Origin of the sequence: Microcoleus sp. FACHB-831 (assembly GCF_014695585.1) — a bacterium.
Lineage (GTDB): Bacteria > Cyanobacteriota > Cyanobacteriia > Cyanobacteriales > FACHB-T130 > FACHB-831.
The window spans coordinates 14,890-31,307 of record NZ_JACJON010000037.1; the positions used below are offsets into that span (position 1 = coordinate 14,890).

Genomic DNA, 16,418 nt, shown 5'->3' on the forward strand with positions numbered 1-16,418 from the left:
TGCCTTATTTCGTAAATTTTCACTAAGAGGAAGTTTGTCTTATGAGCGAGAATTATTCCAATTCTGAACTCAACCGTCTTATTGCTCCCGAGATCAAAAATGATGAATTTTATGCGGCGATTCACAAGATTGCGCGGCACGAAGACATCAAAACAATTTTAGAAATTGGCTCTTCATCTGGTCAGGGAAGCACTGAAGCGTTTGTAAGTGGTTTGCGGGAAAACGCAAACAAGCCAATGCTGTTCTGCATGGAGGTTTCCAAGACCCGATTTGCAGAACTACAGAAAAGGTACGAAAATGATTTTTTTATAAAGTGTTACAACGTTTCTTCTGTTTCTATAGAAAAGTTTCCTAGCGAAAGCGACGTTATCAAATTTTACAGCGGCACGCCGACAGGTTTAAACAGTTATCCATTAGAACAAGTGTTGGGGTGGCTACGGCAGGATATTGAATATGTAAAAAACTCTGGAGTAGCCAGCGATGGTATTAAAAAGATCAAGCAGGAAAACAATATTGATTTTTTCGATGTAGTGCTGATTGATGGCTCGGAATTTACTGGTAGTGTTGAACTAGAGGAGGTGTATGGAGCAAAATTTATTTTGCTTGATGATATTACTACATTTAAAAACTATAAGACTCATCAGAGGTTACTTGCAGATAAAAAATATGTACTGCAAAAGCAAAATATTTTACTACGTAACGGTTATTCTATATTTAAGAGAAGTAATGATATTGACAATTTTATGTTTGAGGAGGAGAAGGTTGAACAATTTTTGGTGATGAACATGGTTCGACCAGGAATGACAGTTTTTGATATTGGAGCGAATGTCGGTGATTATTCAATTTTATTCAGCAACCTAGTCGGCAGTTCTGGAAAAGTCTATTCTTTTGAGCCAACATCAAGCACTTTCAAAAAGCTACAAAACCGAGTAGAAAACTCAGTATGTAGGAATATTTATGCCTTCCAAAAAGCCGTATTCTCAGAAAACAAACAAATTGAATTTAACGAATTTGCAGAAGAGTATTCCGTTTGGAATAGCATCGGCAAGCCCCAAATGCTAAATCCACAAACTCTTAAAGGCTATGTTCCCATAATCAAAAGCGAAATTGTTGACGCAATTACATTAGACTTTTTTTGTAAACAGCAAAATATAAGTAAGATTGGTTATCTGAAAATTGATGTAGAAGGCGCTGAGAGTGACGTGCTTCACGGAGCTACGCAGCTTTTAGGGGAAAGGTGTATAGATTTCATACAATTTGAAATTTCGCAAAAAATGTTGGAAGGATTGAATAGAAAAGGACAAGATACATTTGATATTTTAATAAAAAATGGATATGAGTGCCATCGAATAACAAGCAATGGAGAAATAGGAGAAGAAGTAAAAGGTTCAGAATCTTTTTATGAAAATTATATTGCTTTTCCTTGTCTTCCAATTCATTTTTTCACAATTGTTCTTAATGGCGAACCCTTTATTCGCTACCATATTGAAATATTTAAGCAATTGCCTTTCAACTGGCATTGGCACATTGTTGAGGGTGTAGCTGATTTAAAACATGATACCGCCTGGAGTTTGCCACTAGGCGGTATCATCAATGATGAAATCCATAGACACGGACGGAGCCAGGACGGCACAACAGAGTATATAGACGAACTTGCACAACTATATCCGGATAATGTAACAGTTTATCGTAAGCCAGACGGTATCTTCTGGAACGGAAAGCGGGAAATGGTAAACGAACCCATTTCTAACATCCGCGAAGAGTGTTTGCTGTGGCAGGTTGATGTCGATGAATTATGGACTATCGAGCAGATTTGCCAAGCTCGGCAAATGTTTATCAACAATCCTGATAAAACAGCAGCTTTCTATTGGTGCTGGTATTTTGTAGGCGAAAATTTAGTTATTAGCACTCGGAATTGTTATGCTCAGAATCCTCAACAAGATTGGTTGCGAACTTGGAGATATAAGCCAGGAACAGTGTGGGTAGCACATGAACCGCCTGTACTAGCCCAGCCTTTGTTAAATGGCCAATGGCTTGATGTTGCCAAGGTTAATCCTTTTAGGCACGAAGAAACAGAAAAACACGGACTAATTTTTCAGCACTTTGCATATGTGACGCCAGAGCAGTTGAACTTTAAAGAAAAATACTACGGTTATGCAAACGCTGTCTCGCAGTGGACAGAGTTGCAGAGAGAAACTAAATTTCCAGTTCTACTGAGCAAATATTTTTGGTGGGTTCAGGATGAAACTATGGTTGATACTGCTACGTCGTGCGGTGTACTACCAATTGCAAAGAAAGAAAAAGATAATGTCTGGCAGTTCCTGCAACCGGATGCTCAGTTGAGACAAAAAGCAACCATTAAAAAGATATCGCCAATAATTATTATTGATGGTGTATTTTTCCAGTTGTATAAAACCGGAATAGCCCGGGTTTGGCAGTCATTGCTAGAAGAATGGGCAGAAAATGGTTTTGCACAGCATATTGTTGTACTTGATAGGGCTGGAACTTCCCCCAAAATTCCTGGTATTCATTATCGTTCTGTGCCGCCTTATGATTATGGCGCAACTGATGGCGATCGCCAAATGCTACAAGAAGTGTGTGATGAACAGGATGCAGACTTATTTATCTCCACTTACTACACAACACCTCTTTCAACGCCTTCCGTGTTCATGGCGTATGACATGATTCCAGAAGTTATGGAGTGGGATCTGGCTAATCCCATGTGGTGTGAAAAGAATCACGGAATTCAAGAGGCATCTGGATATTTAGCAATTTCTGAAAGTACGGCTCGTGACTTGGTTAAGTTTTTCCCGCATATTTCCCCAGAGTTAGTAACAGTAGCGCCCTGCGGAGTTAAAAGCACTTTCTCGCCCGCCAGTCTAGAGGAGATTAATCAATTTAAGACAAAGTACGGCATCTCAAAACCCTACTTTATTATTGTCGGTACAGGCGGTTATAAAAATACTATTTTGTTTTTTCAAGCTTTTGGTCAAATTCACAGTAAAGAAGGTTTTGAGATTGTCTGTACGGGTAGTGGAGGCTTTCTGCAAGATGAGTTTAGAGTCCATACATCGGGTAGTGTTGTCCATATGCTGCAACTGAGCGATGAGGAACTAAAAGCAGCTTATTCGGGCGCTGTAGCACTGGTTTATCCGTCGAAGTATGAAGGTTTTGGGTTGCCAGTTCTTGAAGCGATCGCCTGTGGTTGTCCCGTAATCACTTGCCCCAATTCTTCAATTCCTGAAGTTGCAGGGAAAGCAGCTTTATATGTGAATGACGCTGATATTAATGGGCTTGCAAATGCCCTTTGCGATGTCCAAAAGCCGGAGGTTCGTAGCTCATTAATTGCTGCTGGCTTGGAACAAGCGAAAAATTTTTCGTGGTCAAAAATGGCGAAAACGGTGAGTTCTGCATTGATAGACGCGACTCTTCTGCCTTTAAAAGTGGGGGAAATTAATTTAATCGCTTTCCCGGATTGGGAGCAGCCAGAAGAGTCGCTTGCCTTAGAATTGGAGCACGTTATCAGGGCGCTCGCCACTCACCCTGATAGAAGTCACATAACTCTGCTGATACACGCCGACAATATTTCTGATGACGATGCCAACCTCGTTTTATCTAGTGCTGCCATGAATCTTCTCATGCAAGAAGATTTGGATGTCAGCGAAGGGTCACAAATTTCCCTCATAGGTAATTTGGCGGCAATTCAGTGGGAGGCTCTATTCCCCCGCCTTCATGGTCGAATTGTTCTGGAGGATGAAAATCAACAAGCGATCGCAGCCGTAAAAGCAGAAAATATTCCCACCTTTGACCTATATAGCTTTAGCAGCAGCATTAAACTTGCCTAGACAGGCTTGGCGTGGTGCGGCTAGGCGAAGAAATAATTATTGACTGGATTCAACATACCTTTGCCACATCTGTCCGTAAGCCTTTTCCATTTCGCGGGTAAACTGTTTGGCATTCCATAGGGGTGCTGTTTGCCTCGATTGGCGCAATTTCCAGGCTATTTGCTGGCGCAAAGCTGCGTCTTTCCCTAAGCGAACTCCCCACTCTACATACTCTTCATCTGTCCACGCAATTCCTTCAGTTACACCGACATTCATCATCATGGTGTAGCTGTTACGAGCAGCAAATTGTTGCCCAACTCGCGTCACCAAGGGAATGCCCATCCACAGAGTTTCTAGGGTTGTCGTGGCTCCGTTGTAGGGATAGGTATCCAGAACTATGTCAGCAATGCCCAGGTTAGCTCGATGAACTTCTTCTGAAACCTCGAAGGGCAAAAATCGCAGGCGATCGCAAGCGACACCCTCCTCCTCTGCAACTTGTTCAAAAAAGGTCTTTGTGTTTTCCTTATCAGCTTCACCTTTAACGAGGAGGTAGCTATTTGGCACTTCTTTCAGAATCCTCATCTGTAACCGCGCATTATCAAGATGACGTTTATATCCCTTCTGAGTTACAAAATATACGACAGCATCACTATTGATATTTAAAAGATCGCGTCGTAGGCTAGGCACACCCACCTCAAACCCATCCACTGCAACATACGTTTGGGGCAGTCGCCAGATTGTTTCTGTATAATAATCCTGTGCAGAGTCAGGCAAGACATAAGGATCGGCAATAAAGTAGTCAATTGATGGCAGCCCCGAAGCATCCCAACCGAGCCAAGTAACTTGAATCGGGGCAGGCTTTATAGCCAGGATTTGGCATGAAGAGTCAAGAGTGATACTATCGAGATCGACAATAATATCAATTTCATCTTGTTGGATTCGCTCCAAAACTTCTGTACCAGCTAACTTAAATACATAAGTTGTATAGGCATTCTTAACGAACCATTGCTGTGAAAAATCACCTATATGAGATTGATTGATCATATAGGCATATATCTGAAATTGCTCTCGGTTATGATGCTGAAAAATCCAGCGAGATATCCAGCCAACTGAATGTTTACGCAGGCAATGGGAAATATAACCTATTTTCAAAACTTTACTTGAGGCCTTAAGTGGCCGGGGCACTGATGAAAATCGGTATTCTGCTACTAATTCTTTTGAAATTATTTCAATATTATTTTGAGCTAGCTGGCTTATTTTATTTTGAATGGGACGATTATAGCTAGGATTATCTGTAAAATATGGAAGAAAAAATGTTGATAAAAAAAGACGTAAAGTGGACACTCCGTCGATATTTAGAGGCCAGTGCTTTATTATTGAATTCAATAACCAGCACTGTCGCTGTACGGCTAAACAGCTTTCTTCCCAATAGCCAGTTGCCGACATAAAACTTCTAATTATTATAGAATTTGCAAAAGCCTGCTCTGGGAGTGTCTTAGCCAAAGTGTAACAAAGCTTTGCTGTCTCGATACCCTTACTATACTGACGAGAATCTTGATAAAAAGCTGCCAAGTGCATTAAGATTTTTATGTTTTTAGGCTCTAGGCGTAAACATAGTTCAGCCAAATCTGATGCTAACGTAGGCCGCCTCAACGAGTAAGCAATACTTATGGCTGCAAGCATTATCACATCAGTAAATGCTTCAGGTGGATGGGCATGGCCTAAGCAAGCTTCAACAAATTTTAGAATTGATGGCTCACCAGGAGCGTAATCTAAAATACTTTCCAGAACTTGTAACAATAAATTGGCATCGGCTACCAATTCCTCGGTTGACAGAAAATTAATAATTCCTAAAGATGTTAAATCTTCATCTGTAAATTTTTCAACATTGATAGAAAGCTGAATTATATGCAGTAGGTTATTGATATCTCTGGGAGAAACTTGCCTCATATGCTGCCGGATAGCCCAAGCCATTTGATAGTCTGCAAAAGACTCCCGCCGCTCGGCTTCTGTTTGCAAAACCTTCACCAGGTCTGATGTCCACAGTTCGACTTTCTCTGGATCGCCCTGTGCCATTCCCAGCCACCAAGCTGTCTGAGCTTCGGTTTCTTGCCCTTGCAGCAGAAGCAGTAGCCCCAAATACCAGTAGTGGGACTTCACATCTGGTTCTGCCTCAATTGCCTGCTCATACAGGCTTGCAGCCATCGTGTAGTCCCCTTGAATGAGGAGCTGATGTGCTTGGTATTGCCAATTATCAATATTAGCTATACTATTTACGTCGGTCATATAATTTTGCAAACAGCCACAAAATAATGCTGTAATACCTGCTAGTTTTTGCGCAATGATACCAAGTCGCCTTTGATTGTCATTATGCGCAAACCGTTTTCCCTCTAGCGGCTCGGATATGTTAAAACTTCCCGAACTGCATAGCGTACTGCGTTCGGACTGGCCTTAAACAATAATATCATTCCCAACTTGGTATGATGAAAAATTAGGTTTAGATGCCATATGAATATGTCAACTATTTCATTATGCTGACAATTCAAAGGAGCGGACAGGCGTCCTATCCGCTCCTTTGGAAAAACCAACCCTAAGTTGCTTTTGCAAACGTATCTAAGAAGTATAGACTATTACTTAACTTGGTTTTGAGAACCATTACACGCTGTACCACTCGTTGGGTCGTCTGCGGTGTCTTTTGCTGGCGTTTTCTGTTCGCACAAGATAGCAACACTGGTTGCTTCACTGGTACTACCTGAAGGGTACAGTTCCACCCGTCCCGCATAGCCTTTCAGGGCTGCAAAGTTTGATTTAGCCTTGCTGATCGCAAAGTTGCCTGCAATAGTGGTGGCAGTGGTTCCGTCTGTGGTGTACTTGTAGTTTACAGTGCTAGTGTTAATACCAACACCCAAGTCTGAGATCGTGTCACTAAAGTTGGAATTCTCTGTGTAGTAAGCCTGTTGGCCTTTATTGAGCGTACCTACATAGGTTTTAGCTTCCGACTGCTTACCTTTGTTCGCTTGGCTGAGGAATGAGGGTAGAGCAATAGCAGCCAGAATACCGATGATAATAATAACGACCAGCAGTTCAATCAGGGTGAAACCTTGATCTTGCTTTTTCTTGTTGAGGTGTTGCAGGAACTTGGCTTGTAAATCGAGTTTCATAGAAGTTTCTCCTTGGGGGGGGGATGCTTGATTTCTCGCTTCTAGATTTAACTTACCCACTTCCACTCGATTTCATATCACCCCCTGCAAATTTTTTTTTGTAGTGCCCAAGATGTAATGATGGAGCAGTAGATTCTCTTGCTGTTTTTCTCCTATGCCTGTTTGCCCTATTTGTGCCTCTTGCCAAACGGTCAAAAATGGTCGCATCCACAACGGTAAACAACGGTTCAAATGCCAGGACTGCGGACGACAGTTTGTGGAACAACCAACTAAAAAAGTGATTGACCAAGCGACACGGGAACTGATTAATCGCTTGCTGCTAGAACGTATTTCTCTTGCTGGCATTGCCCGTGCTGTCCAGGTTTCAGAACAATGGTTGCTTTCCCTATGTCAATGAGAAATATGCCAAGGTGCCCCGAAGCGTGCAGGTGACACCTAAAAAAAGGGGAGGCTAACGATTCAATGCGATGAGTTATGGTCATTTGTGGACAACCGAGGTAATAAGCAATGGGTCTGGTTGGCGCTTGATGCACAGACCCGTGAGATTGTAGGGGTTTACATTGGCGCACGCGATGAAGCCGCAGCCTGCAAATTATGGGAATCTTTGCCTCCTGTCTATCGCCAATGTGCGGTGGCTTATACGGATTTTTGGGCAGCGTATGGGGCAGTGTTCCCGAGCAAACGACATCTCACTGTCGGCAAGGAAACCGGAAAAACCAACAAAATCGAGCGCTTCAACAATACATTGAGACAACGTGTATCCCGATTAGTGCGAAAAACCTTGTCCTTTTCCAAATCGTTGGAAAATCACATTAGTGCCATCTGGTATTTCATCCATCACTACAATGCATCATTACTTGTGTAGCACTACCTTTTTTTTCTCTAATCCTCCGGGGGTAAGCGTTCGAGCAGTACATACCCAAAACTCTCTAGCCTGGACAGCAGACTGGCGATCGCCTCCATTGCTTCCGGCTCACTAATAGGCTCCAACGTCACGGGCTGCAAGGGACTCAACGAATGATACCGCTTTGCCAGCGATACCGCAGACTGCGCCCCCTCCAGCAGGGGTAGGAGACATGATGCCATCGTACTTTCCACTAGCAGAGTCTTGTTACCCACAGACAGATGCCGATTCATCTCAAACAGTTGTGAATTGTTCAGGCGTGCAATCAGGTCTTCTTTAAACGTCTGAGTTCTGAGTTGAGGATGTAAATGCGCCCCTACTTGGAGCCAGTCTTCTGTTGTCCACTCAGCAACTGGCACAAAGGATTTATCCTCGGAAGGATGACCGCACCAAAAGTCAAGCAGACGATGCGCAGGATGTAGCAGGTCAAATAGATGCAGCCGTTGTTCTATGGAAATTTCTGGCAGGGTTAATCCTAAAAATATTGGCAAGTTATCCGGTTCTTTGAACAAGTCCATCAATTCCCACGAGCGCCAATCCACCATACTAACAAACTCTAAATCGGCAGCTCTCAATGCCGAAAACATTTCAGGAATGCTATAACCTTTATCACCCTGTAATAAATGATTCATTAAAATCATCTCGTCGTCTTTTTCCAATTCAGCTCTCCAAGTTATTTGCTTCAACAAGACATCATCTTTCAGCGATCTCATCGTTTCCCGAACCAATTCAATTTCGTCTTTTCCTGGGTTGGCATCCATCAATTCCATCATTTTGAATACTTCTTGAGCGCGGAACAAACCAACACGCTCCAGTGCCGAATGCAAATTGGTACGGATAATACCATCGCGCTTCAAAACTGACTTCATTGCTTGCAACCCAGCCACAGGATCGGGCAGCAGGTAGAGAACCTCATCATTGTTAATGTAGTCAAATTCAATACCCAAGCTGGGTATTTCATCGATTGAAAGAGCATAGAATTCTGCTTTATCGAATCCGTGATACTGCAATCGTTTTCTCGCTAGCTTGATAGATTCTTCTGATATATCAATCCCCACGATTTTCGCGCCTGGATTCGCTTCTGCCAAAATCAGAGACGTGTAACCGCTGCCGCAGCCTGCATCTAATATCGCTTTATTCTCGTTATCTATAACTTGTTGATTCCTTAAATAGTAAGCTGTAATAAGGTTATGAATATACAGCTTATTGTGCTTCTTTGCAGATGTTTCTAGGGGAATCCTAGGATACGGAGAAGTTTCAAATTGCTGACGTATTTTGTCTATGAACTCAGCTGATTGTTTTTCCATGTTTGTTTATCTCCAATTCTTTTTTATATTACTTTGAATTGACTAGACGGGGCACTTAACCTTAAGTATTTCCATTTTTAGCTTAAAAGTAAACTAAGCTAAGCTGCATACCCCGCTTTTTCCCAGATTTCCATTTCTAGCGAACACAGTTATAATAAATAAAACGTAGTCGTTATGAGTTCATATAATTTACATGGCAAACGCAACTGTAGAGAACTTGGTGATTATCGGCTCTGGCCCTGCTGGGTATACCGCTGCCATATATGCGGCGCGGGCCAACCTGAAACCCTTTGTGTTTGAAGGCTTTCAAGCTGGGGGGCTACCCGGCGGGCAGCTAATGACCACGACGGAAGTCGAGAATTTTCCTGGTTTTCCAGAGGGGATTACGGGGCCGGAATTGATGGATAGAATGAAAGCGCAGGCAGAGCGCTGGGGGGCTGAGTTAGTAACCGAAGATGTAATATCGGTTGACTTGAGCCAGCGTCCTTTTATTGTCCGCTCTGAGGAACGGGAAGTGAGAACTCACAGCATTGTAATTGCAACTGGCGCGACGGCGAAACGGTTAGGGCTACCCAGCGAGCATGACTTTTGGAGTCGGGGGATTTCGGCTTGCGCTATCTGCGATGGTGCAACTCCGATTTTTCACGGCGCGGAACTCGCTGTGGTTGGAGGGGGTGACTCTGCGGCGGAAGAATCGGTTTACCTTACCAAGTATGGCTCTCACGTTCATATGCTGGTGCGGGGAGAGAAGATGCGGGCAAGTAAAGCCATGCAGGATCGCGTTTTGAATAACCCCAAAATTACGGTTCACTGGAACAGCCAGCCAATTGATGTCCTGGGTGAAAATGACCGGATGAATGGGGTGAAACTCCTGAATACTAAGACTGGTGAGGAGAGCAATCTGGCGGTGAAGGGGTTGTTCTACGCGGTTGGTCATAAACCCAACACTTCTCTATTTAAGGGTCAGCTGGAACTAGACGAAGTGGGTTACATCGTAACTAAACATGGTTCCGTAGAAACCAGCATCGAGGGTGTCTTTGCTGCTGGCGATGTACAAGACCATGAGTATCGTCAGGCAATTACTGCGGCGGGTACTGGTTGTATGGCGGCAATGTTAGCAGAACGTTGGCTTTCTGTTAATAATCTGATCCAGGAGTATCGCCAGCAGATGCAGACATCTGAAACACCGGATACACCTACAAAGCCTGGTGCTGAGAAAGCTAATCTAACACCAGAGGAGGCGTTTGATCCGAATGCCACACGGCATGAGGGGGGCTATGCGTTGCGGAAGCTTTACCATGATAGCGATCGCCTGCTCGTGGTCAAATACGTCTCCCCCAACTGTGGGCCTTGCCATACCCTCAAGCCCATCTTAAACAAAGTGGTAGATGAATTTGACGGTAAAATTCACTTTGTAGAAATTGACATCGACAAAGAGCGGGAAATTGCCGAGAATGGTGGTGTCACCGGGACGCCCACAGTGCAGTTCTTTAAGAACAAAGACTTAGTGGCTGAACTAAAAGGCGTCAAGCAAAAGAGCCAGTTCCGTCAGGTTATTGAACAATATCTGTAGAGATATCCTAGAAATCAGGTGCAGATAAGTTTTAGGCTCAAGCGGTTTTCCCCCACCAAAAGCCCCTCTGTCTGATTCATGAGGTTCTACCGCCGCCTTTTTATGGGCTGTTCCTGTAATTTAGCTACTTGGTATAGTAATGAACGTGGGCAGCCCTTTCCACTTTCCAACCCCTGCCTATCCTGCTTTTTGACAACGCACTTTTAGAGAGTACTCCCCAAAGCTGTAAGCAATCAGTAAATAGCGAATATAGTAAGGATACTAAGGTGCGTTCTACAATCTAACGATAAATTAATGTTTCCTTCTACACAGACTAGGGCGCTCGAATATGACAACAGACATTAAAAAACTCCACTTGGGATGTGGAAGAAATATTTTAGAAGGTTGGATAAATTTAGACTATATATCTCTTACTGGTGTTGATATTGTTGCCGATCTAGATGATTGCCGAAATCAAAAGTTGCCTTTTGAAGATAATAGCATTGATGAATTTTTAGCCAGCCATTTAATTGAGCATTTACACAATCCTTTGCCTTTTATGGAAGAAATTCATAGGATTGCGAAACAAGATGCTAAGGCCGTATTTAGAGTTCCTTATGGAGCGAGTGATGATGCTTTTGAAGATCCAACTCATGTAAGACAATATTTTTTAAATTCTTTTCAATATTTTGAGCAGCTAGCCTATTGGAGAGCAGACTATGGATACAGAGGAGACTGGTTAACAGAAAAGATATTTTTAAGGGTTGAAGCTGATAGACATGAAGGAGAAACAACAGAAGAAATCTTGTGGCAAGTCCACACCTTTAGAAATATCGTCAAAGAAATGATTGTTGAGTTGAGAGCTATTAAGCCTATACGAGAGCCCCAAAAGGAATTGTATATTCCGCCTAAAATTGAAATTATTTTACTTTAAAATAATAACTACATTGTTATTATGTTGCGATCAAGGTATAGATATGGCCCCCGGATCCGAACGGCGTAAAGATAGTATAAAGGCGAGGTACATAGTATGGACAAACTCCTAGATGCTTCCCCCAAGCCCATCTTGTCTCTTTGCATGATTGTTAAGAATGAACGTGAGAATTTGCCGCGGTGTTTAGCTAGCGTTAAATCTTATGTCGATGAAATAATTGTGGTAGACACTGGGTCTCAGGATAATACACCCGAAATAGCGCTAAAATATGGTGCAAAGATTAGCTATTTTGAGTGGTGCGATGATTTTGCCGCTGCTCGTAATTATGCTATTTCCCAGGCAGCTGGTGAGTGGATTTTAATGTTGGATGCTGACGAAGAGTTAGTCGTTAAGTCAAATAATTTTCGAGAGAAACTAACTTACAAATCGAAAATTATTGCATATTCATTGAGCCTAAAGGATGCCTATGATGGTGCTAAGATCATAGGAGGATGGCATGTAAGGCTGTTCCGTAACCTTACAGATATCACGTATGTAGGCCGCTTCCACGAGTTTTTGAAGTATCAGAACCAAAGTATTAGTCAGGATCAATGCAGCTACCTAGAAGAAAGTCTGGCTATTTTGCATTATGGCTATGGCAAAGGGAAGTTATTACAAAAACATATAAACCGGAATATCCCTCTTTTGGAAAGCATTAGACAGGAAGAAGGTCTCGATCTAATGCTTTTGCATGCCCTTGCCGAAGCGTATCAGAAAACCCAACAGATGGAAAAGGTCAAAGAATGTTACTCAGACGCCTGGGAAAAGCTGCTTCCAAGTCTGCTTGATGGAACTCGACCCCAAGAATTTCGTTCAGTTACAACCTGGGCCTACAACCTGGGATTAGAGGCACTTAAACAGAAGGATTATGAAACTGTAAGATTACTTTGTCATAGAGGGCTTGAATGGTGTCCAAATTTCCCACCTCTGCTCCAACTCGGTGGTATAACTTTAGCGGAATTAGGATTTCTACTAGGGGCAATTCCCTACTTTGAGAGGTGTCTTCAATTAGGCCAAGACGGCAGCTACTACAAAGGAGAACCCTTTAACCCAAATGTTATGACAAGCCACGCTGCTTACAATCTCGGTTGCGTCTATATGGATATGCAACACTGGCAGGAGGCATTAGCGGCGTTTGAACTAGCGCTTTCTTTTGATGCTAACTTCATAGCAGCAAGGGAAAAAATAGACAAAATTAAAGAAGTCTTAGATACTCAAGCATAGCTTTAACCAAACAATTTATCGATGACTCTTACTAAGCGATCGCTCCCCCGATTTTTGCGTTTTTCAGGGCGTCCCAGTCTCTCTATGCAGATGATGGCGGTGGGATTGGTTATTACTCTAATGTTTGTGCTGATAGCAATATTTGCTCCCATGTTTCAGGCTTGGGGATGGTTGCAAAATCCCCTCGAGCAACTCAGTAACCCAATTCACGAAGCACCCTCCGCACGTCATTGGTTTGGCACAAGTCGCCAAGGCTACGATGTTTTCTCGCGGACGTTGTATGGTAGCCAAGCCGCCTTGCAAGTGGTGATTCTGGCTACGGCGCTGAGTCTAGTAGTGGGTGTTCCCCTTGGCTTACTCAGCGGTTATGTGGGGGGAAGGATAGATCGAGTGCTGCTGTTTTTGATGGATACAATTTATACTCTGCCGGGGTTGCTGCTGTCAGTAACGCTGGCTTTTGTAGTGGGGCGGGGGGTATTGAATGCAGCGATCGCGTTAAGCATTTCCTACATCCCCCAATACTACCGCGTCGTCCGCAACCACACCGCCAGCGTAAAAACCGAACTCTTCATCGAAGCCGCTCAAGCAATGGGCGCATCCACCTGGACGGTTCTCTCGCGCTACCTGTTTCTCAACGTAATTCAGAGCGTGCCCGTACTCTTCACCCTCAACGCCGCCGATGCCATTTTAATACTAGGCAGCTTGGGATTTCTGGGCTTGGGCTTGCCTCTGGGAACGCCAGAATGGGGTCAAGATTTACGCGAGGCTCTCAACGCCCTCCCTACGGGAATTTGGTGGACAGCGCTTTTCCCTGGGTTGGCGCTGACACTCATGGTGGTGGGATTGTCTCTAGTAGGAGAGGGCTTGAGCGAGTTTGTCAATCCCCGGCTGCGGCGAGAAAATTGGAACCAAAAATCCCCTGAGTAAAGTCAATTATCTTAGTAATAGTAAGGTGGGCAATGCCCACACTAAACAAACTGGCTATTTTTCTAATTGGAGATTTTAATGAAAGACAATATTTCCTTAGTTGGCGCCGCCGCGGGTGGTTTTATGCTTTCCATCGCCGTCGCTGGCATACTAAGGGCGGCTCCAGTGACATCCCCGCAGGCGCAACCAAGTCTCACTTCAACCCAAGTGGCTCAGTTGCACATCAAACCCGGTCATCCGGATGAAGAGGTTAATTATAACCTTAGTCAAATGTTGTCTGCGGAAAATTAACTGCGGGTCATTCCACAAATTTAGGGAGCTAGAAATAGTTTTCGCAGCTTGAGAGAAAAAAACAAAAAAGCTCTAGGGTAGCCAGGAATATTTTATGTGGGCAATACCGAAAACCGATTGGGCAAACTTTGGGTAATACCTAACCTGATGAGTTCGGTTGAGCGAACGCTGAAAAAACATGATTATTAGCTCAAAAAACTGGTGTTTGAATTAGCCAAAAAGCAGTATTAAGGGGAATTTGTCGTAAGTTCAACTATGTATTGTTCGATTAGCGCCGCAGTTTGATAGTCTGCCATTGCTTCTCGTCGCGTTGCTTCTTTTTGTAGCACTTGCACTATTTCTGCCGTCCACAAATTGACTTGCTCTGTATCTGCCTCCATCATTGGTAACATCCAGGTAGCTTGGGCTTGTGCTTCTTGCCCTTGCAAAAGGAATGTCAACCCTAGATGCCAGTAGTTGGACATTACCTCTGGACACGCCTCAATCGCCTCCTCGTAGAAAGTCGTTGCTTGACTATATTTACCGTGAATTAAACATTGGTATGCCTGCTGCTGCAAATCGGCAGAAATAGCAGTTTTTGCCTGAATACTGCTTAACCATTCAACCCACTTCCCAGCGCGAACTGACCAAGTATATTCGCTATTAACGTAATTAACCTGCCGCCGAAGATGAGATTCGGCATTTGTGCTGTCCGCTGCGGTACATTCTCTAATAACCTGGACAGTCTCTTCAAAAAAACGGTTTTTGTATGCTTCCCAGCCGCCTTCAATAGGTATTAAACGGGCAAATCCCGCAGTGGTTTCTGGCAATGCTGCCAAGTCGCTGGTAACAACAAAACAACCGCTTGCCATTGCTTCCATCACAGCAATACACGAGGTTTCGGAGAAGGTGTTGGGATAGGCTAGTGCTGTAACTGACCGGAGTTCGCGGGCAAGATCTGGTTGTGGGATGGAACCGATGTACTCAACTCCTTCTGTCTCCCGGCACTTGCGGTATAGCACGCCGAACTCAGACTCATCGGCTGCTTGAGCAAACTGATAAACTTTCATGCTCGAAAACACTTTAAGTCTGGTTCCAGGTACTGCTTTGCGAATCCTGGGGAAAACTTCGAGCAGGATATCGAGACCTCGAAAAGGTGTACTTGTGTAGGCAAGAATCGGTGGTTTGGACTTGTGCGCGAGTATGGGGGTGCTATCGGGGAACAGCTTGCCGAAAGCAGGTGCGATCGCGTTGCGTAAAACAAAGCTACGAGTAATATCGATGTTAAATTCCTGATGGAAGCGATCGCGCTGCCAATCGCTCACCATTGCAATTCCATCATAAATATCTCGTTGAGCAGGATTTTGCAACTGCTGCATTACTGGCTGGTTGTGAGCGTGTTGAGTCCAGAGAATTAGCCGAGTATTCTCTCCTATAGAAGACCGGATTTGCACTCCTTCTACTGCAAACTTTAGTACAATCAAAGCTTCTAGGGACTGTAGCAATTGCCCAGACACCTTACTCCAGGGCAGGCACATCACGCCGCGAGACATCCCTGCTATTGAGCTATTGTTCAGTAAAAATACCTCATGTCCCTGTAAGGCCAGTGCTTCAGCGAGGTAACAACAGGCTGACTCAGAACCTCCCAGCGGCACTTGGTAGGCGCTTTCAACGTTGTAGTCGGTACCTGTGAAGTCTGCAAATGCAATTTTCATAAATTTTCCTCCAAAACTAGCTACCCTTTCTCAATTAGAGTTACCACTTGCCGTAATATTTGCTACTTTAAATATTAAATTTCTAAAACTGCCCTTTTTGGCATGGTTCGCTTACCAAACTATCGTTTATAGGGGGTTATACTTAATATATGTATATTTAAATTACATTATTTAACAACATTATTTATTGCTTAAATCTCAACAAATAGCCGCTGACGCAGAATGCTAATAATGTCGTTTTTATCTATTTTAGGCATATTATTAAAATATCTATAATTTCTTCTGGGTATGCTTGGAGATGTCTTGGGTAGCCAAGTGCGGGTCTATTGAGGCTCCAACATAGCATTAAAATACCCAAGCGCGATCGTCGCCATTGCTGTCGGTATCCTAGTCCCACATAAAACCCGAACGGCTCTCTTAGCCCCAAGGGAATGTAGCTAATTCTTTGAGTCTGGGCAGAAACATCTAGAGTTATACTTAAGCCATGTGACTCAGCTTCGCAATCGTTGAATTCATAATATTTTGGCAAGTTTACTGTATACAAGTCGCGTAATTCATTGA

Annotated in this window: 11 protein-coding genes and 1 pseudogene; 7 read left to right on the forward strand and 5 right to left on the reverse strand. The window is 43.5% G+C overall.

Going from position 1 to position 16,418, the window contains the following annotated elements:
* The first annotated feature begins 41 nt into the window (after positions 1–41).
* Positions 42–3,845 carry an FkbM family methyltransferase gene (locus tag H6F77_RS09120; protein ID WP_190487555.1) on the forward strand — a complete coding sequence of 1,268 codons (3,804 nt, stop codon included), beginning with the start codon at positions 42–44 and terminating at the stop codon, positions 3,843–3,845.
* A gap of 36 nt (positions 3,846–3,881) precedes the next feature.
* Here H6F77_RS09120 and H6F77_RS09125 read toward each other — a convergent pair whose 3' ends face one another.
* Both H6F77_RS09125 and H6F77_RS09130 read right to left on the reverse strand, forming a co-directional pair.
* Entirely contained in the window at positions 3,882–6,110 is a 2,229-nt protein-coding gene (locus H6F77_RS09125) for an O-linked N-acetylglucosamine transferase, SPINDLY family protein (RefSeq protein ID WP_190487557.1), read from the reverse strand.
* Between the two features lie 344 nt (positions 6,111–6,454).
* Positions 6,455–6,985 carry a type IV pilin-like G/H family protein gene (locus H6F77_RS09130; protein ID WP_190487559.1) on the reverse strand — a complete coding sequence of 177 codons (531 nt, stop codon included), beginning with the start codon at positions 6,983–6,985 and terminating at the stop codon, positions 6,455–6,457.
* 154 nt (positions 6,986–7,139) lie between these two features.
* On the opposite strand from H6F77_RS09130, the pseudogene H6F77_RS09135 reads away from it, so the two are divergent.
* A pseudogene (locus H6F77_RS09135) lies at positions 7,140–7,850 on the forward strand (IS1 family transposase).
* A gap of 17 nt (positions 7,851–7,867) precedes the next feature.
* Here H6F77_RS09135 and H6F77_RS09140 read toward each other — a convergent pair.
* Positions 7,868–9,196: a class I SAM-dependent methyltransferase gene (locus H6F77_RS09140; protein ID WP_190487561.1), complete on the reverse strand. Its 1,329-nt coding sequence runs from the start codon at positions 9,194–9,196 to the stop codon at positions 7,868–7,870.
* Between the two features lie 193 nt (positions 9,197–9,389).
* Between H6F77_RS09140 and trxB the strand changes: the two genes are divergently transcribed.
* The 5 genes from trxB (at position 9,390) to H6F77_RS09165 (ending at position 14,163) form a co-directional block, all read left to right on the forward strand.
* Complete coding sequence (trxB, locus tag H6F77_RS09145; RefSeq protein WP_190487563.1) at positions 9,390–10,769, forward strand: thioredoxin-disulfide reductase; 1,380 nt, start codon at positions 9,390–9,392, stop codon at positions 10,767–10,769.
* A 328-nt stretch (positions 10,770–11,097) separates the two neighbouring features.
* The gene (locus H6F77_RS09150) at positions 11,098–11,682 is read left to right on the forward strand and encodes a class I SAM-dependent methyltransferase (RefSeq protein ID WP_190487565.1); all 585 of its coding nucleotides are present in this window, start codon (positions 11,098–11,100) and stop codon (positions 11,680–11,682) included.
* A 96-nt stretch (positions 11,683–11,778) separates the two neighbouring features.
* A complete protein-coding gene (locus H6F77_RS09155; protein ID WP_190487566.1) occupies positions 11,779–12,945 on the forward strand; it encodes a glycosyltransferase in 1,167 nt (388 codons plus the stop codon).
* A 21-nt stretch (positions 12,946–12,966) separates the two neighbouring features.
* Positions 12,967–13,872, forward strand: coding sequence for an ABC transporter permease (locus tag H6F77_RS09160; RefSeq protein WP_190487569.1), 906 nt, complete (start codon positions 12,967–12,969; stop codon positions 13,870–13,872).
* Positions 13,873–13,950: 78 nt separating this feature from the next.
* A complete protein-coding gene (locus H6F77_RS09165) occupies positions 13,951–14,163 on the forward strand; it encodes a hypothetical protein (RefSeq protein ID WP_190487570.1) in 213 nt (70 codons plus the stop codon).
* Between the two features lie 227 nt (positions 14,164–14,390).
* On the opposite strand, the gene H6F77_RS09170 is transcribed toward H6F77_RS09165, so the two are convergent.
* Together H6F77_RS09170 and H6F77_RS09175 are read right to left on the reverse strand one after the other, a co-directional pair.
* Positions 14,391–15,857 carry a glycosyltransferase family 4 protein gene (locus tag H6F77_RS09170; RefSeq protein ID WP_190487572.1) on the reverse strand — a complete coding sequence of 489 codons (1,467 nt, stop codon included), beginning with the start codon at positions 15,855–15,857 and terminating at the stop codon, positions 14,391–14,393.
* 244 nt (positions 15,858–16,101) lie between these two features.
* A complete protein-coding gene (locus H6F77_RS09175; protein WP_190487574.1) occupies positions 16,102–16,401 on the reverse strand; it encodes a hypothetical protein in 300 nt (99 codons plus the stop codon).
* Positions 16,402–16,418 lie beyond the last annotated feature (17 nt).

Bases quoted from the DNA above. Each gene is read 5' to 3' on its own strand.
- H6F77_RS09120 (WP_190487555.1), top strand. From the start codon at position 42: ATGAGCGAGAATTATTCCAATTCTGAACTCAACCGTCTTATTGCTCCC.
- H6F77_RS09125 (WP_190487557.1), bottom strand. From the start codon at position 6,110: ATGACCGACGTAAATAGTATAGCTAATATTGATAATTGGCAATACCAA.
- H6F77_RS09130 (WP_190487559.1), bottom strand. From the start codon at position 6,985: ATGAAACTCGATTTACAAGCCAAGTTCCTGCAACACCTCAACAAGAAA.
- H6F77_RS09140 (WP_190487561.1), bottom strand. From the start codon at position 9,196: ATGGAAAAACAATCAGCTGAGTTCATAGACAAAATACGTCAGCAATTT.
- trxB (WP_190487563.1), top strand. From the start codon at position 9,390: ATGGCAAACGCAACTGTAGAGAACTTGGTGATTATCGGCTCTGGCCCT.
- H6F77_RS09150 (WP_190487565.1), top strand. From the start codon at position 11,098: ATGACAACAGACATTAAAAAACTCCACTTGGGATGTGGAAGAAATATT.
- H6F77_RS09155 (WP_190487566.1), top strand. From the start codon at position 11,779: ATGGACAAACTCCTAGATGCTTCCCCCAAGCCCATCTTGTCTCTTTGC.
- H6F77_RS09160 (WP_190487569.1), top strand. From the start codon at position 12,967: ATGACTCTTACTAAGCGATCGCTCCCCCGATTTTTGCGTTTTTCAGGG.
- H6F77_RS09165 (WP_190487570.1), top strand. From the start codon at position 13,951: ATGAAAGACAATATTTCCTTAGTTGGCGCCGCCGCGGGTGGTTTTATG.
- H6F77_RS09170 (WP_190487572.1), bottom strand. From the start codon at position 15,857: ATGAAAATTGCATTTGCAGACTTCACAGGTACCGACTACAACGTTGAA.